Source organism: Streptomyces sp. NPDC033178, assembly GCF_055577685.1.
The window spans coordinates 287,339-312,899 of sequence record NZ_JBVIPT010000001.1 but is presented as its reverse complement, the minus strand read 5'-3'; the positions used below and the strand labels follow the sequence as shown (position 1 = coordinate 312,899).

24 protein-coding genes and 1 pseudogene are annotated in these 25,561 nt (G+C 69.4%); 15 read left to right on the top strand and 10 right to left on the bottom strand.

Going from position 1 to position 25,561, the window contains the following annotated elements:
- The first annotated feature begins 110 nt into the window (after positions 1-110).
- The 3 genes from ACZ5VQ_RS01520 to ACZ5VQ_RS01510 all read left to right on the top strand — a co-directional run bounded on the left by ACZ5VQ_RS01520 (position 111) and on the right by ACZ5VQ_RS01510 (position 2,394).
- The gene (locus ACZ5VQ_RS01520; protein WP_469103137.1) at positions 111-548 is read left to right on the top strand and encodes a glutaredoxin domain-containing protein; all 438 of its coding nucleotides are present in this window, start codon (positions 111-113) and stop codon (positions 546-548) included.
- Between the two features lie 87 nt (positions 549-635).
- Positions 636-1,739 carry a DUF4037 domain-containing protein gene (locus ACZ5VQ_RS01515; protein ID WP_469103136.1) on the top strand — a complete coding sequence of 368 codons (1,104 nt, stop codon included), beginning with the start codon at positions 636-638 and terminating at the stop codon, positions 1,737-1,739.
- A gap of 274 nt (positions 1,740-2,013) precedes the next feature.
- Positions 2,014-2,394, top strand: a complete 381-nt coding sequence (locus tag ACZ5VQ_RS01510) for a RidA family protein (protein WP_362070377.1) — start codon at positions 2,014-2,016, stop codon at positions 2,392-2,394.
- Between the two features lie 99 nt (positions 2,395-2,493).
- On the opposite strand, the gene ACZ5VQ_RS01505 is transcribed toward ACZ5VQ_RS01510, so the two are convergent.
- Entirely contained in the window at positions 2,494-2,916 is a 423-nt protein-coding gene (locus tag ACZ5VQ_RS01505) for an ankyrin repeat domain-containing protein (RefSeq protein WP_469103135.1), read from the bottom strand.
- A gap of 74 nt (positions 2,917-2,990) precedes the next feature.
- Between ACZ5VQ_RS01505 and ACZ5VQ_RS01500 the strand changes: the two genes are divergently transcribed.
- The 3 genes from ACZ5VQ_RS01500 to pepN all read left to right on the top strand — a co-directional run bounded on the left by ACZ5VQ_RS01500 (position 2,991) and on the right by pepN (position 6,909).
- A complete protein-coding gene (locus ACZ5VQ_RS01500) occupies positions 2,991-3,953 on the top strand; it encodes an NAD(P)H-dependent flavin oxidoreductase (RefSeq protein WP_469103134.1) in 963 nt (320 codons plus the stop codon).
- A 107-nt stretch (positions 3,954-4,060) separates the two neighbouring features.
- Positions 4,061-4,225, top strand: a complete 165-nt coding sequence (locus tag ACZ5VQ_RS01495) for a hypothetical protein (protein WP_469103133.1) — start codon at positions 4,061-4,063, stop codon at positions 4,223-4,225.
- A gap of 155 nt (positions 4,226-4,380) precedes the next feature.
- Entirely contained in the window at positions 4,381-6,909 is a 2,529-nt protein-coding gene (gene pepN, locus ACZ5VQ_RS01490) for an aminopeptidase N (protein WP_469103132.1), read from the top strand.
- Between the two features lie 4 nt (positions 6,910-6,913).
- Here pepN and ACZ5VQ_RS01485 read toward each other — a convergent pair whose 3' ends face one another.
- Entirely contained in the window at positions 6,914-7,639 is a 726-nt protein-coding gene (locus ACZ5VQ_RS01485; RefSeq protein ID WP_469103131.1) for an alpha/beta fold hydrolase, read from the bottom strand.
- A gap of 156 nt (positions 7,640-7,795) precedes the next feature.
- Here ACZ5VQ_RS01485 and ACZ5VQ_RS01480 point away from each other — a divergent pair, with 156 nt between their 5' ends.
- Positions 7,796-8,629, top strand: coding sequence for a helix-turn-helix domain-containing protein (locus tag ACZ5VQ_RS01480; RefSeq protein WP_469103130.1), 834 nt, complete (start codon positions 7,796-7,798; stop codon positions 8,627-8,629).
- An 84-nt stretch (positions 8,630-8,713) separates the two neighbouring features.
- Here the strand turns inward: ACZ5VQ_RS01480 and ACZ5VQ_RS01475 are convergent, their stop codons facing one another.
- Positions 8,714-9,538, bottom strand: coding sequence for an ABC transporter permease (locus tag ACZ5VQ_RS01475; RefSeq protein ID WP_469103129.1), 825 nt, complete (start codon positions 9,536-9,538; stop codon positions 8,714-8,716).
- Between the two features lie 343 nt (positions 9,539-9,881).
- On the opposite strand from ACZ5VQ_RS01475, the gene ACZ5VQ_RS01470 reads away from it, so the two are divergent.
- Together ACZ5VQ_RS01470 and ACZ5VQ_RS01465 are read left to right on the top strand one after the other, a co-directional pair.
- The gene (locus ACZ5VQ_RS01470) at positions 9,882-10,625 is read left to right on the top strand and encodes a winged helix-turn-helix domain-containing protein (protein WP_469103558.1); all 744 of its coding nucleotides are present in this window, start codon (positions 9,882-9,884) and stop codon (positions 10,623-10,625) included.
- A gap of 121 nt (positions 10,626-10,746) precedes the next feature.
- Positions 10,747-12,295: pseudogene (locus ACZ5VQ_RS01465) on the top strand (sensor histidine kinase).
- 105 nt (positions 12,296-12,400) lie between these two features.
- Here the strand turns inward: ACZ5VQ_RS01465 and ACZ5VQ_RS01460 are convergent.
- A complete protein-coding gene (locus tag ACZ5VQ_RS01460; protein ID WP_469103128.1) occupies positions 12,401-15,409 on the bottom strand; it encodes a 3-keto-alpha-glucoside-1,2-lyase-like domain-containing protein in 3,009 nt (1,002 codons plus the stop codon).
- A gap of 291 nt (positions 15,410-15,700) precedes the next feature.
- Between ACZ5VQ_RS01460 and ACZ5VQ_RS01455 the strand changes: the two genes are divergently transcribed.
- Positions 15,701-16,165, top strand: a complete 465-nt coding sequence (locus ACZ5VQ_RS01455; RefSeq protein ID WP_469103127.1) for a nuclear transport factor 2 family protein — start codon at positions 15,701-15,703, stop codon at positions 16,163-16,165.
- Between the two features lie 163 nt (positions 16,166-16,328).
- Here ACZ5VQ_RS01455 and ACZ5VQ_RS01450 read toward each other — a convergent pair whose 3' ends face one another.
- The gene (locus tag ACZ5VQ_RS01450) at positions 16,329-17,027 is read right to left on the bottom strand and encodes a metal-dependent transcriptional regulator (RefSeq protein WP_469103126.1); all 699 of its coding nucleotides are present in this window, start codon (positions 17,025-17,027) and stop codon (positions 16,329-16,331) included.
- A gap of 8 nt (positions 17,028-17,035) precedes the next feature.
- The gene (locus ACZ5VQ_RS01445; protein ID WP_469103125.1) at positions 17,036-17,575 is read right to left on the bottom strand and encodes a YbhB/YbcL family Raf kinase inhibitor-like protein; all 540 of its coding nucleotides are present in this window, start codon (positions 17,573-17,575) and stop codon (positions 17,036-17,038) included.
- 171 nt (positions 17,576-17,746) lie between these two features.
- Between ACZ5VQ_RS01445 and ACZ5VQ_RS01440 the strand changes: the two genes are divergently transcribed.
- The 5 genes from ACZ5VQ_RS01440 (at position 17,747) to ACZ5VQ_RS01420 (ending at position 21,895) form a co-directional block, all read left to right on the top strand.
- Entirely contained in the window at positions 17,747-18,430 is a 684-nt protein-coding gene (locus tag ACZ5VQ_RS01440; RefSeq protein ID WP_469103124.1) for a GntR family transcriptional regulator, read from the top strand.
- 190 nt (positions 18,431-18,620) lie between these two features.
- Entirely contained in the window at positions 18,621-19,340 is a 720-nt protein-coding gene (locus ACZ5VQ_RS01435; RefSeq protein ID WP_469103123.1) for a helix-turn-helix domain-containing protein, read from the top strand.
- 73 nt (positions 19,341-19,413) lie between these two features.
- The gene (locus ACZ5VQ_RS01430; protein WP_469103122.1) at positions 19,414-20,235 is read left to right on the top strand and encodes a hypothetical protein; all 822 of its coding nucleotides are present in this window, start codon (positions 19,414-19,416) and stop codon (positions 20,233-20,235) included.
- A gap of 274 nt (positions 20,236-20,509) precedes the next feature.
- Positions 20,510-20,713 (top strand): cold-shock protein, encoded by a 204-nt coding sequence (locus ACZ5VQ_RS01425; RefSeq protein ID WP_055617413.1) that lies wholly within the window; start codon positions 20,510-20,512, stop codon positions 20,711-20,713.
- Positions 20,714-20,935: 222 nt separating this feature from the next.
- Positions 20,936-21,895: a phosphotransferase family protein gene (locus tag ACZ5VQ_RS01420; RefSeq protein ID WP_469103557.1), complete on the top strand. Its 960-nt coding sequence runs from the start codon at positions 20,936-20,938 to the stop codon at positions 21,893-21,895.
- A 126-nt stretch (positions 21,896-22,021) separates the two neighbouring features.
- Here ACZ5VQ_RS01420 and ACZ5VQ_RS01415 read toward each other — a convergent pair whose 3' ends face one another.
- The 4 genes from ACZ5VQ_RS01415 to ACZ5VQ_RS01400 all read right to left on the bottom strand — a co-directional run bounded on the left by ACZ5VQ_RS01415 (position 22,022) and on the right by ACZ5VQ_RS01400 (position 25,493).
- A complete protein-coding gene (locus tag ACZ5VQ_RS01415) occupies positions 22,022-22,321 on the bottom strand; it encodes a hypothetical protein (protein ID WP_469103121.1) in 300 nt (99 codons plus the stop codon).
- Positions 22,322-22,383: 62 nt separating this feature from the next.
- Positions 22,384-23,052 carry a hypothetical protein gene (locus ACZ5VQ_RS01410; RefSeq protein WP_469103120.1) on the bottom strand — a complete coding sequence of 223 codons (669 nt, stop codon included), beginning with the start codon at positions 23,050-23,052 and terminating at the stop codon, positions 22,384-22,386.
- A gap of 89 nt (positions 23,053-23,141) precedes the next feature.
- Entirely contained in the window at positions 23,142-23,462 is a 321-nt protein-coding gene (locus ACZ5VQ_RS01405; RefSeq protein ID WP_469103119.1) for a PadR family transcriptional regulator, read from the bottom strand.
- A 708-nt stretch (positions 23,463-24,170) separates the two neighbouring features.
- Positions 24,171-25,493, bottom strand: a complete 1,323-nt coding sequence (locus tag ACZ5VQ_RS01400; protein WP_469103118.1) for a hypothetical protein — start codon at positions 25,491-25,493, stop codon at positions 24,171-24,173.
- Between the last annotated feature and the right edge of the window lie 68 nt (positions 25,494-25,561).

The window sequence follows — 25,561 nt, the reverse complement described above, 5'->3', positions numbered from 1 at the left end:
AATCCCGCGAGCCGCTGGGTACCGGCGCGGCGTGCCCGGCGCGCCGCCATTGCGGAAAAGTGGCGTACGCCCTGGAACGGATCCAGTCCGGCTCGATAGCCTGAGTCATCATGATGCGCGCCTGGATCTTGCCGATGCTGCTTGTGCTCAGCGGCTCATTCGTTGCTGCTGGGCTGATCCTCAGGGGGAGTACCGGCGCGGCCGTAGCACTGCTGCTGGTGTTTGTGCTGCTCGCAGGCGTGAACTCGCTTCTGATCTTCCCGAGGTCGATCGGTGCCCTGGAGGCACAACGCCGCAGCGCGCTCGACGGCCGGCCGGTCGTCTTCTGGCGGCCGGGTTGCATGTACTGCCTGCGACTGCGCATACGGTTGGGCCGCAGCGCCCGCCGGTTGCACTGGGTCGACATCTGGCGTGACGCAGATGGAGCAACGGTGGTGAGGGCAGCCAACGACGGCAATGAGACCGTGCCGACTGTCTTCGTGGCGGGCCGACCGCACGTCAACCCCGATTCCGCATGGGTACGCGAACAGCTCTCGCCTCCCGCGTGATCGGGAGTGGTGCCATATCGAGGAGGCGTTCGCAGGAGGTGGAAAAGCCTTCGACGGACCGCACGCCGATCCGGCACCCTCCACGGCATGACCAAGCCGTCCTTCATCCCCGGACTGGAACTCTCCCGCCACTTCTACTTCGAGGCCGTACGGCCGGTGCTGGACGCGGTCGTCCCTGGAACGGCGCACTCCGCCGCTCGCCTGGGCAGCGGTTCGGAAGTCCTCGGATTCGACACCGCCCGCTCCGCCGACCACGAGTGGGGCCCCCGCCTGCAGCTCTTCCTCGACCCGCAGGACGTCACCCGTCATGGCGCGAGGATCATCGCACTGCTCTCCGAACGCCTGCCCAGGACCTTCCGCGGGTACCCGACGCACTTCGCCCCGGCCGGCGATCCGGGCATTGGGGTCATGGAGACGACCGACGGGCCGGTCCACCACCGAGTCGAAGTCACGGACCTGGGCGCCTGGTTCACCGCCCTACTGGGCTTCGACCCGCGCGGGGACGTCACACCGGCGGACTGGCTGGCCACGCCCACCCAACTGCTCGCCGAGGTCACCGGGGGTGCCGTCTTCCACGACGGACTCGGCCGGCTCACACCGGCGCGCGCGGCCCTCGACTGGTACCCCCACGATCTCTGGCTCTACCTGCTCGCGTGCCAGTGGCAGCGCATCTCCCAGGAGGAGGCCTTCGTCGGCCGTTGCGGCGAAGTGGGCGACGAGCTCGGCTCCGCGGTCGTCGCCGGCCGCCTGGTGCGCGATGTGATGCGGCTGTGCCTGCTCATGGACCGCCGCTATCCGCCCTACAGCAAGTGGCTCGGCAGCGCCTTCGCCCGCACCCCCCAGGCGTCCTCCCTCATGCCGGTCCTCACCGCGGCCCTCGCCGCCACCGACTGGCACATCCGTGAACAGCACTTGACCCGCGCCTACAGGGCCATCGCGGTCATGCACAACCAGCTCGGCCTCACCGACCCCGTCGACCCCAGCACGCGGCCATACCACAGCAGACCATTCCAAGTGCTGCACGCCGAACGCTTCACCGAGGCGCTGATCGCCCGCATCTCCGACCCGGCCATCCGCTCCCTGCCGACGATCGGCACCGTCGACCAGTTCATCGACAGCACCGACGTCCTCAGCCACCCCGAACTGACACGCGCCGCCACCCACGTAACGGTGGCTGCAAGGACAAGCTGAGTTCTGGCAACACCTGGAGGCATGCAGTGGGAGCATCGAAGCGCTCTGTGGGATGAGGCTGCGATGACACCGTCGATTTCCAAGGTCGACCTGCACGCGACGATCCGCCGTGATGCCCGGACCGGGATGGCGTACGGGGCCTTGATACGTGAGCACGGAGTCGATTCCGCACGGTCCGGGCCGGCACGGCGCAGCGCCACACCGAACAAGCGGACCTTCGACCGGCTGGTGACGGCCGAGTTGAGCAGCAACCTTCCCGACAGGAGCCCCATCGATGCCCCGAGAAGTCATCTCCACCCCCGACGCGCCGGAGTTCCCCAGCTACAGCCAGGCGGTCAAGGTCGGCAACACGATCTACGTTGCCGGAACAGTCGGCGTCGACGTGACGACCGGTGAGCTCGCAGGGCCCACGATCCAGGAGCAGACCCGCCGGTCGTTGCTCAACTGCCAAGCGATCCTGCGCGCCGGAGGCGCCGAGCTGAGTGACGCGGTGATGGTCCACACCCTGCTCATGCGACCCGAAGACGCCGATGGCGTCATCGAGGTCTTCGACGAGTTCTTCCCCGACGTGCGACCGCCGCGTTGCGTCAGCAAGCTCGGCGTCGACCGGCCGGGGATCCTGGTGTCCATCGCCATGACAGCCGTCACAGACTGAGCCGTTGCCGCCCGCCTGCTTCTTCGGCGCGGTGTGGGTCACGCAGACCGCTCTGCCCCGGGCGGCAGGCGCACAGAGCCGAGTCCGTCGGCGGCGGTGCTACGTGTTTGCCGCTCCCGCTGTCCTGAGGAGATCGGCTGTTTCGGGGTGGGGGCCGATGTCCGCCCAGTGCAGGGGGGAGCGGCCTGTGCCGTGGTCTTCATGAAGGTTCGGATCGGCGCCGTGCGCCAACAGTTCGCGCACCGTCTCGGTGTGCCCCCAGCATGCGGCTGCGCACAACGGCGTGCCGTCCGAGCCGAGTCCGCTGCTCTCGGCGTCAGGGGAGGCTCCGGCTACCAGGAGCAGGCGGGCGATCTCTGCTTCTCCGTTCACGGATGCCACGTACAGCGGGGTGGTGCCCTCGCTGTCTCCTCGCTCCGGGTCGGCTCCGGCCCGCAGCGCTGCCTTCACGCGGGCGGTGTCACCCGCCAGAATTGCTGCGAAGAGTTGGCGGGAGAGCTTCTTCCGCTGCCGCTGATTCATAGGGGCCGAGGCTAACGACTGGGTGAGCGGCGGGGCCAGTCATATCCACTCCACGGAGAGGGACGAAGGAGGTTATGGGACTGTCGACGCGGTTCACGGAGTTGCTCGGTGTGCGGCACCCGATCGCGCTGGCGCCGATGGGTGGATCGGCCGGCGGTGCGCTGGCGGCGGCCGTCTCTCGTGGCGGCGGCCTCGGGATGCTGGGCTCCGCGAACGGGGACCCGGAGTGGCTGGCCCGCGAGCTGCCGCTCATCGCGGAGGCTGCCGGGAGGCCGTGGGGCATCGGTTTCCTGACCTGGCAGATCGACACCGAGGCGATCGAGCGGGCGCTCGAACACCGGCCCAGGGCAGTGATGTTGTCCTTCGGCGACCCGAGCCCGTTCGCTGAGCGCATCCGCGCGGCCGGCACGGCGCTGATCATCCAGGCGACCGACCTCGAAGAGGCCAGGCGGGCGGTCGACCTGGGCGCCGACGTCATTGTGGCGCAAGGCACCGAAAGCGGCGGGCATGGGGCCCGACAAGGGCGTTCCACCTTGCCGTTCGTGCCGGTCGTGGTGGATCTGGCGGCACCCGTGCCGGTACTGGCGGCCGGCGGGATCGCCGACGGCCGCGGGGTGGCGGCGGCCCTGGCGCTGGGCGCCGCGGGAGCGCTGGTCGGCACACGCTTCCAAGCCACGACCGAGGCCCTGGTGGACCCCTCGACGGCCCAGGCGATCGTCGAGGGACATGGCGAGGACACCGAGCGCAACAGGGTGCTCGACATCGCCCGAGGCTCCCGGTGGCCCTCGAAGTACACCGCCCGCACCCTGGGCCACCGTTACCTGGACCAGTGGCGGGGCAGGGAAGCCGAACTCGCCGCGGACCCCAGGGCCAGGCAGGACTACCAACACGACGTGGCCCAGGGGGACATCCCTCCGCTGCCGATGTGGGCGGGCGAGGCGATCGACCTCATCACCGACCTGCCGTCCGCGGCTGATCTCGTCACGACCCTGGCCGCACAGGCCGAAGATGCACTCGACCGAGCCGGAAGACGCTGACCGGAACCGGCTGCAGGGCGGCGCGCCGGGCAACAGCCCTCCCCGGACCCTCCCCGGATGCTCGTCGGTCTGTCCGGCGGAGATGAACGTTCGAGAAGTCCGGGTACGTGCTGCACACCAACTCCAGCCCCGATGTCTTCGTCGCCGAGATCGACACGGTCTTCGACGGGGACGGAGAGGACGCGACTGTCTCTCTGGTACAGATCTTCCGCATCCGCGACGGGAAGATCGCCCGGCTGCGCGACTACTTCGTCCCGGAGCTGATGAGTTGAGCACGTCACTGTTCTCAAGGCGGAGTGGACGGCACGCATGCCCGCAGCCACGACAACTGCAAGGCTCCCGAAGCCCGTTCGGCACATCAAAATCCCTGCGCCCACGGCCGTCCTCCGTCGTACGCTGACGCCCGCTGTCTGCCGAGGGAGGACGTATGGAGATCCGGAGCCTGACCCGTGCCGAAGCCGAGCGTCGGGGCGCGCTGTTGAAGGTCGAGCGGTACGACGTGGACGTCGACCTCACCGGCCTGGTGGACGGGACTGAGGTCCGCTGTGTCTCCACCGTGATCTTCAGCTGTCGCGAGCCGGGCGCGGAGACCTTCGTGGACTGTGCGGCAGAGGTGCGGAGTGCCACCCTGAACGGCAGATCTCTCACCCCCGCTGGGGACGGCCGGATATCCCTGCCCGCGCTTTCCGGGCACAACATTCTGCGCGTGGAGAGCGTCCAGGCCGACACGGCCACGGGCCAGGGCGTACACAAGGCGATCGACCCCGCGGACGGCGAGGTCTACATGTGGATGAGTTTCGAACCGGACGAGGCCCGCTTCGTCTGGGCGTGCTTCGACCAACCCGACCTCAAGGCACCGCACGCCTTCACCGTCACGGCGCCACCCGCATGGACTGTCACCAGCAACTCCGGCGAACCGCGCATCGAGGAACTGGAGTCGGCCCGCCGCTGGACCTTCCCGGACACCCCGCCGCTGTCGACGTACAACACCGTCATCAACGCGGGCCCCTTCCACGAGATCCGGCGCGAGGCGGGCGGCCACGACTTGGGCGTCTACGCCCGTCGCTCCCTCGCTCCGATTCTTGAGCGTGACGCGGACGAGCTCTTCACCCTCACCCGACAGGGGCTCGCCTTCTTCGGCGAGGTCTTCGCCATGCCGTTCCCGCAGCGCAAGTACGACCAGGTGTTCGTGCCCGAATTCGGCGGGGCGATGGAGAACTACGGCTGTGTGACCTGGTCGGACGCGTTCCTGCGACGGGCCACGCCGACGCCCGCCGAGAGCGAACTGCTCGCGAAGGTGCTGCTGCACGAGATGGCGCACATGTGGTTCGGCAACATCGTCACCATGCGGTGGTGGGACGACCTTTGGCTGAACGAGGCGTTCGCGGAGTTCGCCTGCCACTGGGCCGCCGAGCGCGCCACCCGCTACACCGACGCGTGGGCGAGCCATCTGGCGGGCGGCAAGCTCAGGGCGTACCTCTCCGACCAGGGTCCCGTTTCCCACCCGATCCACCAGCCCATCCACGATGTCGCCCAGGCCGCGTCGATCTTCGACAACATCACCTACCCCAAGGGCGCCTCGGTTCTCCAGCAGCTCATGACGTATGTCGGCGAAGAGCGGTTCAGGGTCGGCATGACCGCCTACTTCGCGCGTCACGCGTGGGGCAGCGCCACGCTCCAGGACCTCATCGACGCTCTCTCCGAGGCCAGTGGGCGGGACCTGGACACCTGGCGCACGGCCTGGCTGGCGACCGCGGGCACCGACCGCTTCTCACTGGAACGCGACGACGACACCGTCACGCTCGTGGCCGCCGACACCCCGCGCCCGCAGGTACTGGCGGTGGGCGCGTACAGCAGGAAAAGCGGGAACGGCGGCACGAGCGGCACGAGCGGCAGGAATGACGACACGGAAGGCAGGAACAGCGACACGAACGGCGAAGTCGTCGAACGCAGGGCGCTGGTGCGCGTCGAGGTCACGCAGACCCGCACTCCGGTCACCGGGCTCCCGAACGAGGCGGACCTCGACGTTCTGCTGATCAACGACGAGGACCTGACCTTCGCCACGACCCGTCCCGACCCCGCGACCAGGGACGCCTTCTTCCGCGCAGCCGCACAACTGCCCACTGCCATCTCCCGGGGAGTGGCCACGGCGACCGTATGGGACATGCTGACCACCGGCGAGGCCACGGCGGCGGAAGCAGGGCGGTGCATCACCGCTGTCCTCATGGCCGAGACGTCCGACGCCGTGATCGAGCCCTGTCTGACCCTCGCCGCGAACATCGCCGAACTGTGGGCGCCGGAAGGAGAACGTGCCGGACTGACGGCAGCGGTGGCGGAGGCCTGCCTACGCCTCGCCATGGACCCCGGTCGTCGGCAGGTGGCCCTTCGCGGACTGGCCCGCACCGCGACGACACCGGACGACCTGGCACGGCTCCGCGAACAAGCCGGTGACGACGTGGACCTGCTCTGGCGAACACTGGTCCGTGAGGCGGAACTCGGCGGGGACGTCTCGTCGGAGAGCGCCCTCCTGCTGGAACGCGACCCGGACCCCGACGCCTGGGTCCGCGCCCTCACCGTACGGGCCGCCCTGCCGGACCCCGCCGCGAAGTCAGAGGTCTGGCAGAAGCTGGCGGTGGACCGTGCGGTGCCGGTCAACTCGGTCGGCCAGGTGGCGGCCGCGTTCTGGCGCCCCGACCAGGACGCCCTGTTGCTGCCCTACACCCAGCACTACCTGGACTCGATCCCGCACCTGCACCGAGGCGGAATGATCCCGGCGATGGTCTTCGCGGGCCAGCTCTTCCCACCGCACGCCATTGACCCCGCGTACATCGAGGAGGCCCAGAAGGCGTCCCACGAGGCGGTCCCGGTGGTCCGCAACACCCTCCTGGAACGCTCGGACACGGTACGGCGAATGCTCCACTCCCGGGGCACGCCGACGGCCCCGGTGAGCGGGTGAGTGGTCAGCCGAGCTTGAGCAGTAGTTCGGCGAGCTCGACCGGCATCGTGACCATGCAGTCGTGGCCCGTCGCCATTTCCCACACCTGTGCCGGGGTGCCGTTGGGCTGTACCGCGGGGACGGGGCGCCGGTCGAAGCCGTCCGGCTTGCCGACGGTGCAGTGGATGTGGGTCCGCGGGATCGCGTCAACGGCCGGGTTGTCGAGTCGGACCGGTTGCTGGAGGCAGCGCACCGGCTGGTCCGACAGCATGGTCCGCAGCCAGGCGACGTCCGCCGGGTCGGTGACCCCGAACAGACCCGAGGGCGGGGGCAGTTCGGGTAGTGGCGGAACCCGCCAGCCACTGGCGGACTTCAGGGCGAGGTCGATCAGGGCCTGCGTCACGGGCAGGACATCGGCCGCGCTCTCGCCGTCCTCCGGCACCATCGCGTCGAGGTAGACCAGACGTGCGATCCGGTCCGGGACCCGGTTGGCCGCGGACGAGATGACCAGCCCGGCGTAGCTGTGTCCCACGAGGGTCACCTCGGTGAGGTCCTCCTCGACGATCAGCTTGACGATGTCGTCGACATGGGTGTCGAGTCCTACCTCGGGGCCGAGCAGATGCGTCTTGTCGCCGTAGCCGGTCAGCGACGGCGTGAGTACCCGATGCCCGGCCGACGCCAGCATCGGGACCACCCGCTGCCAGCACTCTCCGCTGTGCCAGGCACCGTGTACCAGTAGATACGTCGACATGTTTGCGCTCCTTGCTGTGCTTGTCCGCGCTGGGGCGGGCGATGACGTGGGCCGCCGACCACGCTGTAGTCCTGGTTCCGACCGAGCCAGGGCCCCCGCGATCCTGGGGGTGACAGGACCAGGCACGCGCGCAACCGCGCGAACTACAGTGGAGAGATGACCGACGGACCGAACCTGCTGGGTGATTACGTGCGCGCCCGCCGTGAGCTCGTCACTCCTGAACAGGTCGGTATCCCCGTCATGGGGGTACGGCGCGTACCGGGTCTGCGCCGGGAAGAGGTCGCGATGCTCGCCGGCATCAGCGCCGACTACTACCTGCGCCTGGAACAGGGCCGCGACCGCAACCCCTCCGTACAGGTCCTGGAGTCGCTCGCCCGCGTGCTGCAGCTCGACGACGACGCGACGGCATACCTGCTACGCCTCGGCGCCGACAAACCACGACGGCGCCGGCGCCGACGCCGGAAGGAAACCGTTCCTCCCGGCATCACCAAGCTCATTGCCATGCTCCCGCTGCCCGCCACGGTCGAGGGCCGCTACTTCGACGTACTCGCCGCCAACGCCTTGGCGACAGCCCTGTCCCCGCGTCTCGTGGCCGGAGCCAACCGGCTGCGGGACGTGTTCCTCGACCCCGCCGAGCAGGCCCTCTATCCGGACTGGGAGAACGCCACCGTGGGCATGGTCGCCGGCTTCCGCGAGTCCGTCGGCACCGACACGGACGACCCCCGATTCATCGAGCTCGTCGGCGAACTGTGTCTCGCCAGCCCCCGCTTCAGCCGGCTCTGGGCGCGCCACGACGTAGAGGCGTGCGAAGGCGCACCCAAGCACATCGACCACCCCCAGGTCGGTGGCCTGCAGCTGAACCGGGAGAGGCTGGGCATCGGCGGCGCGGCCGGCCAGATGCTCGTCGTCTACCACCCGGACCCCGGCACTGACAGCGCCGACAAACTGGCACTGCTCGCCTCCGCCATACAGATGTCTGTCCGGACGTGACGGGCCGCTAGACGGTGGCCAGTGCCTCCGTAGGTGTGAGCCGGGCCGCTCGGACCGAGGGGTAGACCCCGGCGACCACCCCGATCACCACGGCACCTCCCACCCCGCTGAGCACAGCCGCCGCGGGGACGACCGGGGGCCAGTCGTGCCAGGACGCGTAGCCGATCGTGGCCAGGACCCCGATGACCGTGCCCGACAGTCCGCCCAGCGTGGACAGGACGACCGACTCCCAGGAACTGGCCGCGGATCTGGCCCCGGCTCGCACCCAGCGCACGGCGCAGCCCGATCTCCCCGCAGGATGCCGATGACGGTGAACCAGTGGCCGCCGACGAAGATCTGCGGGTTCCCGGTCACCCGGGGGATGCCGAGCCGGCACGCTGCCACCGAGCCCAGCACCACGGTCGGCAGCCGCTCGGTCGACGAGCCGAGAAACCGGCCCGACAGCATCCAGCCGTTGACGGCTTTCAGCAGCCCCGGCCGGGTGGCCAGCACACTGATGCCGGAGGAGTCGCCAGGATCGACGCGGTCCGAACGGTGCACGGTGGCATGGGTGTTGGCGACCACGCCAACCGTGGTGACGGGGCCGATACGGCGGGCCATCGCGGGGGACTCCTCGGGCAGCAGCACCGGCGGATCCTGGTCGGGGACCGGCTGCGCTCGCAGCATGTTGGTGCCGAGCGCCGAGAGTTCCGCCATCAGAGCTCGCTGACTCGACGCCGGGATGCCGGTCACCACTATCAGCGTCGCGATCCCGATGGAGATGCCCAGGGCGGACAGGGCGGACAGGGCGGCCCGGACCTTGCGGGTACGGACGCCCAGCAGCCCGAGACCGAGCAGATCGGCCGGGGCGAGCCGGACGGGCCGGGGTCTCTTGCGGCGATGGGCCGACGCGGCTTCGGTTCCTGTCATGCGGGAGCCTTCCCTGCCTTCCGGGTGTCTGCGAGGGGCCGGGCTTCGTCTCCGGATCCGGAGACGGTCCCGGCTCGGGCCTCGGCTCGGTGTCCGCGACGATCCGCCCGTCGCGGAGCTCCACTGTGCGGGGCAGCCGGGACGCGATGTCGCGGTCATGGGCGATGACCGCGATGGTCGTGCCGTCGTCGTTGAGTGTGCTGAGCAGATCGAGGACGGCGGTGCCGTTCGCGGTGTCCAGGGCGCCGGTCGGCTCGTCCGCCAGGACCAGCATGGGTTCATGGACGAGGGCCCGGGCGATCGCCACCCGTTGCCGTTCGCCACCGGACAGCTGGTGGGGGAGATGCCCCGAGCGGTGGTCGAGTCCCACCTCGCCAGCGCCTCCAGCGCGCGTGGCTTACGCGAACGGCGTGCGACGCCCGCGTACAACAGCCCGGTCGCCACGTTCTCCCAGGCACTCAGTCCCGATGTGCTGATCCTCGATGTGATGCCGCCCCTCGTGGACGGCCTGGACGTGTGCCGTACGGTCCGCTGCGAGGCCGAGGGCGTGGCGGTACTGATGCTCACGGCGCGCTCCGCGGAGGAGGATCTGCTGCGCGGGCTCGATCACGGCGCCGGCGACTACATGACCAAGCCGTACAGCCCGCGTGAACTGATGGCCAGGATCCGCGCCCTCCTCAGACGCACCGGCCGGTCCGCCTCAGCCGTGGAAGAGGTGTCCGTTCTGCGGGTCGGCGACCTGGTCGTCGACCCCGTACGCCATGTGGTCGAGGCCGACGGCCGTGAAGTGGAGTGCACACCGGGCGAGTTCGTGATCCTCCAGGCGCTGGCGGCCCACCCGGAGCGGGTGTTCAGCCGTCGTCAACTCCTCGCCCGGACACGGGGGCTCGACCGCTACATCACGGAACGCACCGTGGACGTCCATGTGATGAACCTGCGCAGGAAGATCGAGCCGGATCCGCGCGAACCGGTCCGCCTGCTGACTGTGTACGGCGTCGGCCACAAGCTCACCGACGGCAACAAGCCGGCCGGTGATGCCGAGGCGACCGACGGCACCGAGCTCACCGACGGCCGTGCCGCGCTATGACAGCGCAGGCGCGGGCGACGGGCAGGCCGATGGCGGGCGAGCTGAGGATGAGCGGACCAACGCCGAGCGGACCGACGGCGAGCGGACCGACGGCGGGCGGGTTCCGCCGCATCGCAGCCTCCTGGTACGCCTGCTCGCCACATCCGTGCTGATCGCCGTCTGTGCGATCGCGGCCACCGCGTGGCTCACCGTACGCACCACCACCGGCGCGATCCGCCAGGAACAGGGCCGCATCCTGGCCGACGACACCCAGCTCTACGACGCCCTGGTGGGCCGCGCGGCAACCCATCGGGACTGGTCCCAAGTGGACCGGCTGGTTGAGGAGTTGGCGTCGCGCACCGGGCGTCGCATCGCCCTGACGACCCGGGACCGCCGGACGCTCGCCGACTCCGACCCGAAGGCACCGCTGCCCGACCGGGTGTCCGCGGTCGTCGACCCGCTGCGCGTCGCACCGGCCGGGAGCACGGACGCCGACCACATCGATCCGCGTGTCATCGGTCCCTACCGGCTCACCGCCGACGGGCGCGCGAAACTGCGCAGCGCCGCCGACCGGATCGAGGCGTGTCTGAAGCGATATGGAGCACCCGCGACGCGCACGGACCAGCCCAGCGGTCGCCCGGTGTTCCGGATCGGCAACGACGACGCCCTCGGATACAAGATCATCGTTCTCTGCCCGACGGTCGAGCTCGACACCCCGACGGAGACGGAGCGGAAGGCCCTCGACCGCCTCAACGCCCTCGTGGCGAAGTGCCTGCGTGACCGGCACGAGCCGCCCGTCGGCGTCGGACTCGACTTCATCGCCACCACCTCCACGGCACAGGACTGCGTGGACACCGCCCGGCGCGAACAGCTCACCCCGTATGTGGCCCCGCCCGCCCTCCTGTTCATCGGTGACGCCCAAGCGCCCGCCGCAGCGGCCGTCGGACTCGACCTCTCGCCGGCCAACACCACCCGGATCGCCGGGGCGCGAGCGCGCCGAGGAACAGCGCAGGGCGGTGGTCAGCGACATCGCCCATGAGCTGCGTAGCCCGCTCAACAACATCCGGGTCTGGCTGGAGGCCGCGGAGGACGGAGTCGCCGAGCCCGACGACGACTTCACCACCTCGCTCCTGGAGGAGGCGCTGCAACTGCAGCACCTCATCGACGACTTGCAGGACCTCGCCACCGCCGACGCGGGCGTGCTGCGGCTGCACCGCGAGGATGTCTTCGTACGGGACCTTCTCCAGCAGGTGGCGACAGCGCACCGTGCCGCGGCGGACTCGGCCGGAGTCACCCTCACCGTCCGCACGGAAGACGATCCGAAGCTGTACGCCGACCCCGTACGCATCCGCCAGATGATCGGCAACCTGGTGTCGAACGCGGTACGCCACACGGCGGCCCGGGGCAGTGTCGAGGTGAGCGCGGTCCGCGCGGAGACCGGGGTGAGGATCGAGGTCAGTGACACCGGCCATGGCATCGAGCCGGAGGAACTGCCGTATGTCTTCGACCGTTTCTGGCGGGCGGAGAAATCCCGCAGCCGTTCCACCGGCGGCAGCGGGCTCGGTCTGGCCATCGTCCGCCAGCTCACCCATGCCCATGACGGGACGGTGGCGGTCCACAACACTCCGGGGGCCGGCACGGTCTTCGGCGTGGCGCTGCCCGTCGTACCTGCCGACAGGCGGAGGAGCTGACCTCGGGCCACATCCGCCGAAGGCGGTACCGAAGTCGGGCCCGCCAGGGACGCCGGGCCCGCTGTGGAAGCCGGACCCGGTCAGGAAACCGGGGCCGGCTTCGGATCAGGTCAGCGGCTCCAGTCTGATGTTGCGGAACCGGACCTTGTTCCCGTGGTCCTGCAGACGGATCGCTCCCGCTGCCGGCGTCTCGGCTCTGCCCGAGGCAGTGGGGCCGTCGAGGGCGATGTCGTCGTGCACCTTCTCGCCGTTCCACACCACGGTCAGCCGCGCGTCGGCGGTCTTGCGGCCGCTGTCGTCGTACCGGGCGGCGCGGAAGACGATGTCGTACGTCTGCCAGGTCTCGGGCGCCTTGGCCGCGTTCACGTCGGGAGCCTTCTTCAGATAGATGGCACCGGCCTCGTTGGTGTCCAAGGAGGTGTCACCGAAGGAGTCGAGGATCTGCAGTTCGTAGCGGTCCTGGATGAAGATTCCGCTGTTGCCACGGTCCTGTCCCGTCACTTCGGGAGGGAGCAGCGGAACGCGGAATTCGACATGCAACGTGAAGTCCTGGTAGGCGTCCAGAGTCCGGATGTCACCGCAGCACACCTCCATCGACTCCTCGTCGGAGAGCGGCCACTTGAGCCGCCGCCCGTCCGTGTGCTGCCATTCGGACTGCGAGGCGGCGCTCCCGTCGAAGAGGGAGACCGGCGCGCCGTGCGGGCGAACAGTGATCAGATCGAGGTTGACGTGCCCGGTGTCGCCCGGGTCGTAGCTGTAGGAGAGGGTGTTCTTTCCCGCGCGCAGCACCACTGGTTCCGTCTGGGTGGACCATGAATCCCAGTCACCGGTGGAGGCCAGCTTCACCTGCCGCAGCTTCTTCCCATTGGTGTACAGGGAGAGCGACTTGGTGCCCTGGAAGGGATTCGGGCCGTTGGAGTAGCGCAGGTTGACGTCGTACGTGCCCGCCTTGGGGACTGTCACGTCGAAGGTGGTGGCAACCTTGCCCTCCGTGGCGTATCTGTCGACGAAGCCGCTGCCGGAGTAGCCGACGTGATCGGTGTCGACGCCCGCCGCCCCCGTCAGACGCGCCTCCTCGGCCTCGTACTGGGTGGCGGGAGGCGGCTGCTTGCCGGGCATGGCGTTGAGTGTGTACCAGGCCTCGGTGCTCCACAGAGCCTCACCGGACGTCGAAGTGAAGGGACGCGGGGAGCGAAGGTGCACGACACGGCCCGACTTCAGACCGTCCAGCCGCAGCCGAACGGTACGTCCGTCCTTCGACAGTTCGGCCGACCGTACGGGCAGCGCCTCTTCGGCGATCTTCGGACCGCCGTAGTCGGTGGTCGGCGTGTATCGCCACTGTTCGGCTCGGTAGCGCTTGGCCAGCTCCTCGGCCGTCGTCGCGGACACCGGCTGGGTGTACGTAAGGTCGAAGCCGCCCGGCACGGCACGCATCGTCTGGATGTCGAAGGTGTTGCCGCCGTTGGGCGTGAGCTTCTGCAGGCCGAACTTGAGCTTGCCCTCCTGACCCCAGTTGCCCTCGGCGCCCAGACCGCCGGCGTAGATCGAGCCGTCGGGACCGAGGGTGAGGCGGTTGACTCCGGCCTCAAGACCCTGCGTGTAGCGGAAGACGGCGCCCTGGTACTGCCCCTTCACCTTCTCCAGGTACGCGCGCTGCAGGCCTCCGTAGGTCACGTCGCCGATCAGCATCTGACCCGCGAACCTGCCCTTCTTCACATACAGCGGCGTGGAGGGTGAGTTCGCGATCTCGTTCTGCGGCAGCCACAGCACCGGATCGGTCGGCGCGGAGGCGTCGAAGGGGCCCGACGGCTCGGTGTAGTGGTTGAAGAAGCGGTCCTGCTTGACGTGGACGAGCTTCGACGAAGGAAGCCAACCGCCTTGGTTGTCCGTGGCGAAGAGTTCACCGTCCGGTCCCCAGCCGATCCCGTTCGGCGTACGAAGTCCGCCGGCGACCGGGCTGATCTTGCCGGTCTTCTTGCTGACCTTGTACGTCGTCCCGCGGCCCGGAGCGGGCTGCGGAACCGTGGTCGCACCGCCGAGGTTGATGGAGACGGAGAGGTTCACGTAGAAGAAGCCGTCGCGGTAGAGGAGGCCGAAGGCGAACTCGTGGAAGTTCCCTCCGTACGGCCAGGTCGCGACGGTGCGGTACTCGTCGGCCACGTCATCGCGGTTCCGGTCGACGAGCCGGGTCAGCTCGTGTTTCTGCGAGACGTACAGCGAACCGTCGACGTACTTGATGCCCATCGGTTCACGCAGTCCGCTTGCCACCTTCTTGACGGTGACCTTGTCCTTGCTCGTCGGACCGGTGACGTTGTCCAGCAGATAGACCTCTCCGGCAACGTTGTCGGAGCCGCCCCAGGTGCTGATCGCCAGCCGTCCGTCGGGCAGCCAGTCCATACCGGTGACCTGCGGTTCGAAACCGTCCGGGCGCAGATCGGTGAGCGTCAGGTCCGGCCGGACGGATGTGAGCGGGAGGCCGTCGCCGGGGGAGTCGCCGCTCGCCTCGCATTCCTTGCGTCCGGGGGCCGTCACCCGGACGACATCGGCATCCGTACTCAGTGCTTCGCGGGGCACGACGGCGAAGTCGCTCTCGCCCGGCGGCTTCCAGGCCAGTTGGAGCTGCTGCCCGCCGTCGCGCTCGAAGTGATCGATGCGCAGCGGGTGCGATCCCGCGGTGAGCGTGATCGCGCCGTCCTTCGGCTCCGCGCCGTGGAGTCCGTCGTGGTCGACCACCGTGTCGCCGCCGATGGTCAGCCGGGAGCCGTCGTCGCTGGTGAGGCGGAACCCGTAGGTGCCGTCGCGCGGCACGACCAGGTTGCCGGTCACCTCGGTGACGAAGCGGTCGGAGAAGCCACCGAAGTCGTCAGCCGTGGACCAGTCCACCGTCGCCTTCAACGAGTCGTGGTTGGGGGTCTGTCCGGGCTTGAGGGTGCACAGTTTGCTCAGCGGCGTCTGCACGTCGAACACGCGCAGTGTGACTCCGGGCTCCTGTGGCGGGATGTCCGCCGGGGCGGCCGAGGACGCCGGGGCGGCCCAGAGGCCGCCGGCCAGAACGGCTCCGGTCAGTAAGGACGTGACAAGTCTTCGGGCACGCAGGAACAGATGGTGGGACAACGGTCCTCCATAAGGCGGGACCGGACCGTGCCGGATTTCGTTCCGGTCTTCATTGACGTGACTGCGTTGCGCCGCCAACCTAAGGGGCTTTCACTTGACATGTCCATACTTTGTCATGTGAGTGTTCAAAGTCTTTGGCGGATACCCGTGTGATCTGAACGAATCGGCCATGATGCGGCGGCCGGGGTCCTTACCTCCGGGGTAATCGACCCTTCACCCCTCACTCCAGCAGGATCGAGCACACCGACGGGAACCCCGCCGGGATTCGGCCGCAGCAGCGAGGAGAGTGCGATGTCCGTCAAGTCCACCGAGACCACGGCGAGTTCGACCACCACCGCGAGTTCCGTGGCCGAGGCCACCCGGTCCGCCGTGCAGGAGTTCATCGCCGCCCGGGTGGCCGGGGACACCGGGCGGCTCGTCGCGCTATTCGCCGACGAGGTCGACTGGATGTTCGCCGAGAACCCGACCGTCCCGTGGATCCGCCCGCGGTCCACAGCCGCCGAATGCGCCGCCCAGGCCCAGGAGTTGATGGAACACACCGTGCCGGAGGACGCGCGCGCCTCCGTCGACACCTTCCTCGTCGACGGCACCGAGGCGGTCCTGATGGGCCACCTGTCGGGAACCGTACGCGCGACGGGAAAGTCCTTCGAGGGCCCGTTCGCACTGCGCCTCACGGTCGAGGACGGCCGGATCACCCGGCACCACCTGTACGAGAACAGCCTGTCCATTGCCGAGGCCTGCGCCCGGGAGAACTGAGAGGCCGTCATGTGCGGGGCCAGCTCGTGCACAGCTTCCGCTGCATCAACGAGGACGGCCCTCGACCACGATCCTCCGTTCCAGTGGTCGAGGGCCGTCCTGGTGCTTGTACCGTTTCGCGGTGGCGGGGCGGCGCCCGGCCGGGCGTGGCGCTTGGCTGGCCTCAGCGCTTGGCAACGAAGACGTGCGCGGCGGTCTGAGTGGGGAACTCGGCGGCCTCCCCGCCGCGGCCGACCATCACGCCGCCCCGCGATGACGTCACATTCACGACCGCGCCGGGCCGCACCCCGGCCCGCCGCAGGGTGCGCATCAGCCGCGGGTCGGTCTGGATCAGCTCCCCGATACGCCGTACGACCGCGCTCACACTCGCTCCGTTCGGCCCGGGGTCCAGGTCGCTGAGGCTGACCATGGCCTCGTCGAGGAACGGATCCACGGTGCTCTTCACGCCGAGCTCCTCCAGGCCCGGGATCGGGTTGCCGTAGGGCGACTTGGTCGGGTTGCGGAGCAACTCCAGGGCGCGGCGTTCGACGGCCTCGCTCATCACGTGCTCCCAGCGGCAGGCCTCGGCGTGCACCTGCTCCCACTCCAGACCGATCACGTCGACGAGCAGACACTCCGCGAGCCGGTGCTTGCGCATCACGCGGGTGGCCAGTCGACGGCCGTGCTCCGTCAGCTCCAGGTGCCGGTCGCCGGCGACGTGCAGGAGACCGTCGCGCTCCATGCGGGCGGTGGTCTGGCTGACGGTGGGTCCACTCTGGTCCAGGCGCTCGGCGATGCGGGCGCGCAGGGGGACCACGCCTTCTTCTTCGAGCTCCAGGACGGTGCGGAGATACATCTCCGTGGTGTCGATGAGTGCGGACATGCTGTTCGTCAGGCGAGGGTTTCGGCAGTGGCGGTCAGGACCGCGCGGCCGAGTATGTGGCCCGCCATGGTGAACCCGAGGACGGCCGGCGTGGCGTCGGCCGCAACGCCGATGGACTCGACGGCGAGGGCATGGACCACGACGAAGTACCGGTGCGGCCCGTGCCCGGCCGGCGGGGCGGCGCCGATGAAGCGGGCCGCGCGGGCGTCGTTGGGCAACTGGAAGGCGCCCTCGGGCAGGCCCGAGCCGGTGTCGTCTCCGGCACCCTCCGGCAACTCGGTGACGGTGGCGGGGATGTCGGCGACCGCCCAGTGCCAGAACCCGGACCCGGTGGGGGCGTCGGGGTCGTAGACGGTGACTGCGTAGCTCCTGGTGCCTTCCGGGGCGCCGCTCCAGGAGAGCTGCGGGGAGATGTCCTTCCCGCCCGGGACACCGGACATGCCGGAGAGCTGCTCGGGCGACCAGGCTGCGCCGTCGGTGACGTTGGTGCTCGTGACGGTGAATGAGGCCGCCTCGGGGAGGCGGGCGAAGGGGTCGTTGGCGCTCATTGCGTCGTTCCTTTCGGGCCTTGCTGTGGGGTGACGGTGGTGATGGCCGTGATGCGGCCGACGGAGCGGGCGGCAGCGTCGCGTAGAGGGTTCGCTGTCGACTTCCACCCGCGATGGAATCGACGATAACACGGATAATCGATTATCTGCTGGATCGTCTACGATGGCGACATGACCCAGACGGCCCACACCTCGCCTTCGCCGGGCAAGCAGATGCTCTCCGAGCAGGTCTACGCACACCTGCGGGACGCGATCATGCGCGGGGAGTACGCCCCCGGCCATGCCCTCAAGCCGCAGGACCTCGCCAAGGAACAGGGCGTGAGCCTGGCCGTCGTGCGCGAGGCGCTCGTGCGGGTGGTCGGTGAGGGTCTCGCCGACCGGCTGCCCAACCGCGGCTTCGCCGTCCCGGCCTTCTCCGACCGCCGCTGGCAGGAGATCACGGAGGCCCGCATCACCATCGAACCGGTCGTGCTGCGCATGTCCGTCGAGCGCGGCGACGTCGACTGGGAGGCCCGCGTACGAGCCGCCCACCACCGCCTGGCGCGCACTCCGGCGTACGTTCCGGAGGAGGGCGAGTACTACAGCAGCGCATGGTCCGAAGCTCACCGGGTCTTCCACCGCACCCTGCTCGAAGGTTGCGGCAACCCCGTGCTGCTGGAGACCGTCGATCGGATGTGGACCGCGAGCGAGCTGGCTCGCCGCTGGTCGGCGCACCGCAACCCCGACCGGGACGGCGTCGACGAGCACTGTCGGTTGGAGGAGGCAGCGCTGGCCCGCGACGCCGACACCGCGGCAGAGGTACTGGCTCAGCACCTCACCCAGACTGCGGCAAGCCTGACCGGCACTACCGGGTGACGGCAGAGCCGCGCCGCCATTTCTCGTAACATCCGCGGGCCTCAAGATCTCTGGCTGCTGCCCGAACCAGCGGACGAACGCTGGACGCTGCCGCTGGGCGGCCTGGGCGGCCTGGGCGGCCTGGGCGGCCTGGGCGTGAGCGTGGACGGTGCACGTGGACGAAGCCAATCGGGGTTCTATCGTGGATGGCGTGAGCTACCGCGAGTTCCGTGCGCCGGCCGGGCTGCTGCCCGTGGTCGCTTGTCTGTGGCGCAACGACACCCTCGTGGACGGGACGGAGCGGGTGGTCCCGGACGGCTGCGTCGACCTGGTCTGGCTGGGCGAAGGCGCGCCGCTCGTTGTCGGCCCCGACACCGGCCCGGTGCTGTGGAAGCCGACTGGCGTGCCGACCTGCGGCGTACGCCTACGGCAGGGTTCCGCGGGCAACGTGCTGGGGCTGCCGGCCTCCGCCGTCCGCGACCTCCAGGTCCCTCTCACCGAGGTGTGGCCGGAGGCCGGGGCCCTGAGCGAGCGGGTGGCCACGGCCGGTGACACCGCCGAATGCCTCCGCCTGCTCGCCGGAGCCGTTCTCCACCGCCGGACCACGCCTGATCCGCTCGCCACCGAGGCGGCCCGCCGGCTGGCGGATCGCGAGATCCGGGTCGCCGATCTCGCCGCCGAACTCGGAGTCGGTGAGAGACAACTCCACCGGCGGGTGACCGCCGCGGTCGGGTACGCCCCGAAGACGCTCGCCCGCGTCGCCCGGCTCCGCCGGCTCATCGGGGCCGACGAGGCCCCCACGGTGTCGCTGGCCGATCAGGCGCTTGCGGCCGGCTATGCCAGTCAGGCCCACATGACGGATGAGGTCCACCGGCTGACGGGAGTCACGCCTGTCCGATTCCTGGAAGACGTCCGGCTGACCGCCGCCTAGCGTCGATGGCATGACTACTCGAACGAGCAGTGAGACCAGCAGTGAATCCCGTGTCGACTCGGCTCGACAGTTCATGGAAGGCACGGCGCGCGTGCTGGAGCGGCGCCAGCTCGAAGTGTTTCTCGATGACGCGCCGGCCGAGCCGGTGCTCGACGCGCTGCGGCCCTACCGGAATGCCGACGGCGGCTTCGGCCACGCGCTCGAACCCGATGTGCGCTGTCCGGGCAGCCAGCCCTCCGCGGCCCTCACCGCACTTGGGGTTCTGGCGGAGATCGGCGCCACGAACGATCCGATGGTCACTGCGACCGCCGACTGGGTCGCCTCGGTCGCCCGACCCGACGGTGGTGTCGCACAAGTACTGCCCTCGGCCCTCGGCCACCCGCGTACCCCTTGGATGGAGCCGAACGACGAGTCCAGCTTCCTGACCTTCGCCATCGCCGGCCGGCTGCACCAGCTGGGCGTCGAGCACCCGTGGCTCGACGCCGCGACGGCCTGGAGCTGGCGGGAGCTCGAATCGCAGAAGGAAGCCGGCGGCTACACCGTGGTGTTCGCCCTGCAGTTCCTCGACGCGGTGCCCGACCCGGATCGCGCCGCCGCCGCGATCGACCGGCTACGGCCGTCGATCCGCCCCGACGGCACCGTCCCCGTCCCGGGCGGCATCGAGGGCGAACACATCAAGCCGCTCGAACTCTCGCCACGGCCGGAAACCCCGAGCCGGGCACTCTTCACGCCCGCCCAGATCGATGCCGATCTCGGGCGGCTGGAGAGCGAGCAACTGGACGACGGTGGCTGGGACTTCCACTTCCTCCACTGGATGCCGGCACAGAGCACCGAGTGGCGTGGCATCGTCACCCTCAGCGCCCTGCAGATCCTCCGGGAGCACGGTCGGCTCTGAGCGGCCGTGCCCGGCGTGGCCCCGGGTGCCAGGAGAACGAGTGTCGATGTTGCGCGCGCGGGCCGCTGACGGGCAGCACGCGCGACGCGGTTCGGATCATGGCTGTTGTTCTCTGGTGGGAGCCGGTTTTGCCGTGTAGCGTCACTCTCAGATGTCGTGGTTCGCAGTACCTGCCCGCGCTCCGGTGCGGGCGTTCTGCTGTGCAGTGCCGGACCAGGGCGATCACCTCCGGGGCCGCGCGGTGCGGGTCCGATATTGACTGGAAGGCATCAGCATGGCCAAGGGAACCGTCAAGTGGTTCAACGCCGAAAAGGGCTTCGGCTTCATTGCTCAGGACGGCGGGGGACCGGACGTCTTCGCGCACTACTCCAACATCAACTCCACCGGCTTCCGTGAGCTCCAGGAAGGCCAGGTCGTGACCTTCGACGTCACGCAGGGCCAGAAGGGCCCGCAGGCGGAGAACATCACGCCCGCCTGACCCGGCGGTCGGACATCGTCGGCCCCCCGGAACACGTGTTCCGGGGGGCCCGACGCATTCCTGAGGATCCGATTCCTCGTGCCCTTGAGCGGACCGGGTCGGCGGGTCGGCGGAGGCGGAACAAAGCAATCGCCGCCAGGCAGTTGGTCCCGTACGGTACGTAAGTTGTCGTGAGGGAGAGGCGGTTCGGGCGTGGCACCCGGGGCAGAGACGCGTGCGCAGTTGGCCGGTGCGGCGCGGGCCGCGCTGGGCGGTGGGCGGCGGCTGGAGGCCACTGAGCGGATCGCGGGCGGTAGTAAGAAGGGCGTATACCGCCTGGTGATGGACGACGCGACGACTGCGATCGCCTACCTGTGGGACGACACCGAGAACTACTGGCCGACGGCCGAGGGCGACGACGACCTCACCGACCCGTTCGCGCCCGGCCTCGGGCTCGACCTGTTCCAGGCCGCGCACACGCGGCTTGACGCGCTCGGCGTCCGCGTCCCCGCCATCCACCTCGTCGACCGTGACGGCGCCCACTGCCCGGCCGACCTCGCGATCGTCGAGGACCTCCCGGGCGAGAACCTGGAGGACCTGCTCGCGCGCGACCCGAGCGCGGCCGCCCCGGTCATGGCTCGGCTCGGGGAGTCCCTTGAGGCGATGCGGCAACATCGGGCGCCGACGTACGGCAAGGTGGCCGTGGTCGACGGGGGAGGTTCGTCGCTCGGGACCTCGTGCGAAGCGGTCGTGCTGGACCGCGCGCTGCGGGACCTGGCCGAGGCGGCGTCCCGTGATCCACGGATCGCGGGAGCCCGCGACCAGCTGGAGGAACGGCTGAGGCGTCTGGCGGCTGACGTGCGGCCGCGCACGGATTTCGCGGTCGTGCACGGCGAACTGGGGCCCGACCACGTGCTGGTGGACGCGGTCGGGAACCCCGTGGCGATCGACATCGAGGGCTTGATGTACTTCGACGTCGAGTGGGAGCACGTCTTTCTCCGGATCCGCCTGCACGACGCCTACCGGCCGTTGGAGGTGGACGGACTGGACGAGGACCGGCTCGCGCTCTACATGCTCGCGCAGCGTCTGTCACTGACGGCGGGGCCACTGCGGCTGCTCGACGGGGACTTCCCCGACCGGGCGTTCATGACGTGCGTCGCCGAGTACAACCTGACTCAGGCGCTGGAACTGATCCGCACCTGAACGCCCGCCGCGTCTCACCTCTTCGACCGTCAGGAACTGCTCGTGCCATCCACGATCGTCCCCTGTGCCGTGGCCGAGACCGCTCGGCGGTGCTGTCGAGCAGCGGCAACCCGGGGCCGGTAATGGTCAGCGGCGGCGGTCAGTGACCCGCATGGCCGCGTCGTACGCCATGCAGCCCAAGGTGAGCGCGACGGCCGGCCAGATCCAGGTCGGGTCGACGTTCATGGTGTCGCTCCTGGCGAGGACTGCACTGATTCCCCAGCTGCCGGCCGTTCCGGCGGTGGCCGCCATACGGATGCGGGGTGGCACGGGCAGCCGGAAGGAGACCTCTTTCGATCGCCACCGGGTTCTGGCGTCGTGTGCGGGGTCGGTGGAGGAGGCGGGAACGGGGGCGCTCGGCTCCGGGGAGATGGGGTCCTGCTTCATTGCGTTGACATTCCCTTTCGGTTCGACATGTGTGGCTGAGGTGGGGACATCGTCCGGCCCGGTCACTTCTCCGCTTTGACCCGCCGTCCCTGAAGGACCGCGCGGCGTACGCCGTGGGAAACCATGAGGAGCCCGAAGCCGTAGGAGACTTGGTGGAGCCGTCCCCGGGGCCGTTCCGCGAGCTGACGCAGGTCCGAGCGCCACTCCTCCGCGTACCGTGCGCGCTCCAGCTGCGGCAGCATGAGCAGCGCTCCGCCCAGAAAGCCACGCGCCCACAGGCTCACCTGTACTGGGGTCTCCGCCCGGGGACGGCCGCTCGGCTCGAAGTCCACCCTGGAGGGCTGATCGGCCGGGTCCACCACGCGGCCCATCACCCGGTCGAGGTCTCGGACGAGGTCGAGATCGAAGTCGCGGGCGAGATCCCTCACCCGTCCCAGACCCCGGGCGAGGTCTACGTCGAGGTCGAGGTCGAGATCGAAGAATCGGTCGACGACGTTGAGAACCACTACGAGTTCGCTGATGCATGTACGAACCTGAGCGAGGCCAAGGTAGTCGTCCGAAGCCAGGCCGAGCCGGTCCTCGTGTTCATCGTCGGTGTTCGGGAACAGCCGGGCCTGTCGTACTTGATCGATGACGCGGGCGAGGGAACGGAGCAGAGCCCGGTCCCGTGCGCGGTCCTCCGCGAGATCGCAGACACGGTGGATGGCGAGCTTGAGGTCAATGAGGGTCAAGAGCACCGACGTGAGTTGTGCGGAGTAGGGCGGAGGGCCACCCGGCAGTTGTGCGGAGGAGGGCGGAGGGCCACCCGGCCCGGTCGGGTTCACGCCGTGGCTCCGCCCGCGAGCCCGGGCGGCCGGATCCGCAGGGCATCCCGCTTGGTGTCGACAAGCGCGAGCGCGATGCGCGCCTGCTCCGCGCCGTCGGAACTGAAAACGTAGTACCGGCGGCGGGGACGGCCGGCCTCTCGTGGGTCGGCGTCTTCCCAGTACGACTCCAGCCAGCCGAAGGCCTCCAGCCGGGCCAGGATGGGGTGGATCGTGCCGCTCGGCAGACCTGCTGCGGCACCTAGTTGCAGGCCGTAGTGCATACCGGTGGGATCACTCAGCAGCGAGCGCAGGACCAACTGCGTCGGCAGTGTCATCCGAGGCTGGGGTGGCCGTTCATCTCGTCGAGGTTTCACGGGGCAGACCCTAGGTCCATCTCTACTGAGCCCCTTCGGCGTCGCACACCACCTCATCCGGCTTCTTCGCAGATCAGGGTGCTGCATGGCGGACGGTGCCCATGCTGGGATTCCCTCGCACGGGTGATGGGGGAGGGCTGACTCAGTGCCCCGCGCCAACCACTGGAACCGCACCGCCAATGCGTCAAGCCGACTGACGACCTGTCCGACCGCTACCGGGCCGAGGCGTTCAGCATGGGGCCGCCGAGGGCGCTGAACGGACGAAGGGCGCGCTCGTCTCCGAGGTTGCGCGGATCAGGCTGTCGCCGAGAGCAGTGTCGAGACCCTCAAGCACTCCCGCGGGGGCCTCGACCGGGCGATCAGCCGAACCGGAGAGCGTCGAGACCTTGGTGCGGCGCATCGAAGAGGTGACCACCGCAGGGCGCACTCACGCCCGCGACTGGTCGTCGCCGTCGCATGGATCGTGAGAAGCAGGAGGACGAACATCGCCGCGAACGCGGTGCCCACGGCTATGGGCACGGCGATCGGCACCCCGTCGTCCATGGCCATGTCGTAGGTGAGCCCGGCAGCACCCGCGAAGGGGGCGGTCATGGCGGCCCAGATCCAGCCCTTGCTCCCCGAATAGCGGTACTCGCGGACGGTGGATGGGCCGGTGCGTGTGTGTCACCGTCACCCCCGCCTGAACCGCTGCCGGAGCTTGCTCCAGAACGATCGGGACGCGGTGTAGCCGGCGAACCGGGTGTGCTCGTGCGGCGTGGCGATGGCGTCGAAGATGGTCCGCGCCTCGCGTCGGCGTGCTTCGTCGGGCTGGACCATCTGTGGGAACAGCAGATCCCAGCAGGTGCGGCGCAGGGCAAGCAGCGCGGAGTCGCTGACCTGGGAGTGCGAAGTCAAACGGTGCAGCGCGCGGGCGAACCGCAGAGGGTCGTCGAGTTCGGAGGTGTGCACCCCGAGGGCGAGTCGCAGCGCGAGGCGTAGTTCCTGGGCGTCGGGCTCGGGTGAGTCCTGGGTGAGCGTTGCCTCGACGGCTCGCGCGGCGGGCGGCGTGTGCCGTATGCGGCGCAGCCTGCTCGTCAACTCCCGGTCATGGCCCGGCGGTTTGCCGTGGGCGGCCAGGGCGATCGCCGAGCGGATGACTTCGGCCGGTGGCGGCGCGTCCCATTCGGAGAATATGTCTCTCTCGACCGTTTTGTTGTCGATCTTGTTCAGAGCGCCGACGGCCTCCCACCGACTGGTGTTGTCCTTGTCGTCGAGCGCGAGGAAGACCAGCGACTCTCTGATCTGAGACTCGGAGGGCCTGTCGGTGCCGTCGTCGGGCAGTTGCCTCATCAGGTGCATCAGGCGCACCCGGCCCTGCGGGGAGGTCTCGGCCTCGAACCGTTCCCGCGCCTGCGCCATGGTGACCCCGTAGTGCCGCAGCGAGGCCAACAGCGGATCGAACACGATGCTTCTGTTGGTGTTGTGGTCGATGAGGGTGACAGCGTCCAGCAACGCAGGCACGGCCCGGTCGGCATGGATGTCACACAACGCCTGGGCCGCCGCGGGAATGCACGTACGGTCGGACAGCGCGGCCGTGAGCACGGGCGCCGCCCGCTGGTCACCGAGCTGATGCAGAGCCTCGATGATCCCCTGTTTGAGGTCGTAGGGATCCCGGTGGTTCGTGTCCTCCACCGACCGCTGGGGGAGGCTGTCGCTGGGGATCGTGCGGTAGCGCTCCAGGTCGGCGCCCAATCCGTGTTCGTCGCTGAGTCTGTCGCTCTCCTCGTACCAGGCGGTCCATGCGGCCTGGACGGCGTTGACGCGCTCGCGATGCCCCGCAGCGGCGGCCAGGAGACCATCGAGCCGCTCGATGAGCGCCGGGACTGCTTGCGGCCCCATCGCTCGCAGCTCGGCGATGGCCAGGTCGCGAGGACTCGAAGTGTCTACGTCGCCGTAGTCGCCCGTCTGCCAGATACTCAGGTTCCCGATCAGCTCTTCGAGCTTCCTGCCCATCCGCGTCGTGATCCTTCTGTGTGGTCCTCCGGCACTGCGTGTCCGAGCGTCCGTGCTCGAACGCCGGG

Excerpts from the sequence above, each read along its gene's own strand:
- ACZ5VQ_RS01520 (WP_469103137.1), top strand. The coding sequence starts at position 111 with ATGATGCGCGCCTGGATCTTGCCGATGCTGCTTGTGCTCAGCGGCTCA.
- ACZ5VQ_RS01515 (WP_469103136.1), top strand. The coding sequence starts at position 636 with ATGACCAAGCCGTCCTTCATCCCCGGACTGGAACTCTCCCGCCACTTC.
- ACZ5VQ_RS01510 (WP_362070377.1), top strand. The coding sequence starts at position 2,014 with ATGCCCCGAGAAGTCATCTCCACCCCCGACGCGCCGGAGTTCCCCAGC.
- ACZ5VQ_RS01505 (WP_469103135.1), bottom strand. The coding sequence starts at position 2,916 with ATGAATCAGCGGCAGCGGAAGAAGCTCTCCCGCCAACTCTTCGCAGCA.
- ACZ5VQ_RS01500 (WP_469103134.1), top strand. The coding sequence starts at position 2,991 with ATGGGACTGTCGACGCGGTTCACGGAGTTGCTCGGTGTGCGGCACCCG.
- pepN (WP_469103132.1), top strand. The coding sequence starts at position 4,381 with ATGGAGATCCGGAGCCTGACCCGTGCCGAAGCCGAGCGTCGGGGCGCG.
- ACZ5VQ_RS01485 (WP_469103131.1), bottom strand. The coding sequence starts at position 7,639 with ATGTCGACGTATCTACTGGTACACGGTGCCTGGCACAGCGGAGAGTGC.
- ACZ5VQ_RS01480 (WP_469103130.1), top strand. The coding sequence starts at position 7,796 with ATGACCGACGGACCGAACCTGCTGGGTGATTACGTGCGCGCCCGCCGT.
- ACZ5VQ_RS01475 (WP_469103129.1), bottom strand. The coding sequence starts at position 9,538 with ATGACAGGAACCGAAGCCGCGTCGGCCCATCGCCGCAAGAGACCCCGG.
- ACZ5VQ_RS01470 (WP_469103558.1), top strand. The coding sequence starts at position 9,882 with ATGCCCCGAGCGGTGGTCGAGTCCCACCTCGCCAGCGCCTCCAGCGCG.
- ACZ5VQ_RS01455 (WP_469103127.1), top strand. The coding sequence starts at position 15,701 with ATGTCCGTCAAGTCCACCGAGACCACGGCGAGTTCGACCACCACCGCG.
- ACZ5VQ_RS01450 (WP_469103126.1), bottom strand. The coding sequence starts at position 17,027 with ATGTCCGCACTCATCGACACCACGGAGATGTATCTCCGCACCGTCCTG.
- ACZ5VQ_RS01445 (WP_469103125.1), bottom strand. The coding sequence starts at position 17,575 with ATGAGCGCCAACGACCCCTTCGCCCGCCTCCCCGAGGCGGCCTCATTC.
- ACZ5VQ_RS01440 (WP_469103124.1), top strand. The coding sequence starts at position 17,747 with ATGACCCAGACGGCCCACACCTCGCCTTCGCCGGGCAAGCAGATGCTC.
- ACZ5VQ_RS01430 (WP_469103122.1), top strand. The coding sequence starts at position 19,414 with ATGGAAGGCACGGCGCGCGTGCTGGAGCGGCGCCAGCTCGAAGTGTTT.
- ACZ5VQ_RS01425 (WP_055617413.1), top strand. The coding sequence starts at position 20,510 with ATGGCCAAGGGAACCGTCAAGTGGTTCAACGCCGAAAAGGGCTTCGGC.
- ACZ5VQ_RS01415 (WP_469103121.1), bottom strand. The coding sequence starts at position 22,321 with ATGAAGCAGGACCCCATCTCCCCGGAGCCGAGCGCCCCCGTTCCCGCC.
- ACZ5VQ_RS01405 (WP_469103119.1), bottom strand. The coding sequence starts at position 23,462 with ATGACACTGCCGACGCAGTTGGTCCTGCGCTCGCTGCTGAGTGATCCC.
- ACZ5VQ_RS01400 (WP_469103118.1), bottom strand. The coding sequence starts at position 25,493 with ATGGGCAGGAAGCTCGAAGAGCTGATCGGGAACCTGAGTATCTGGCAG.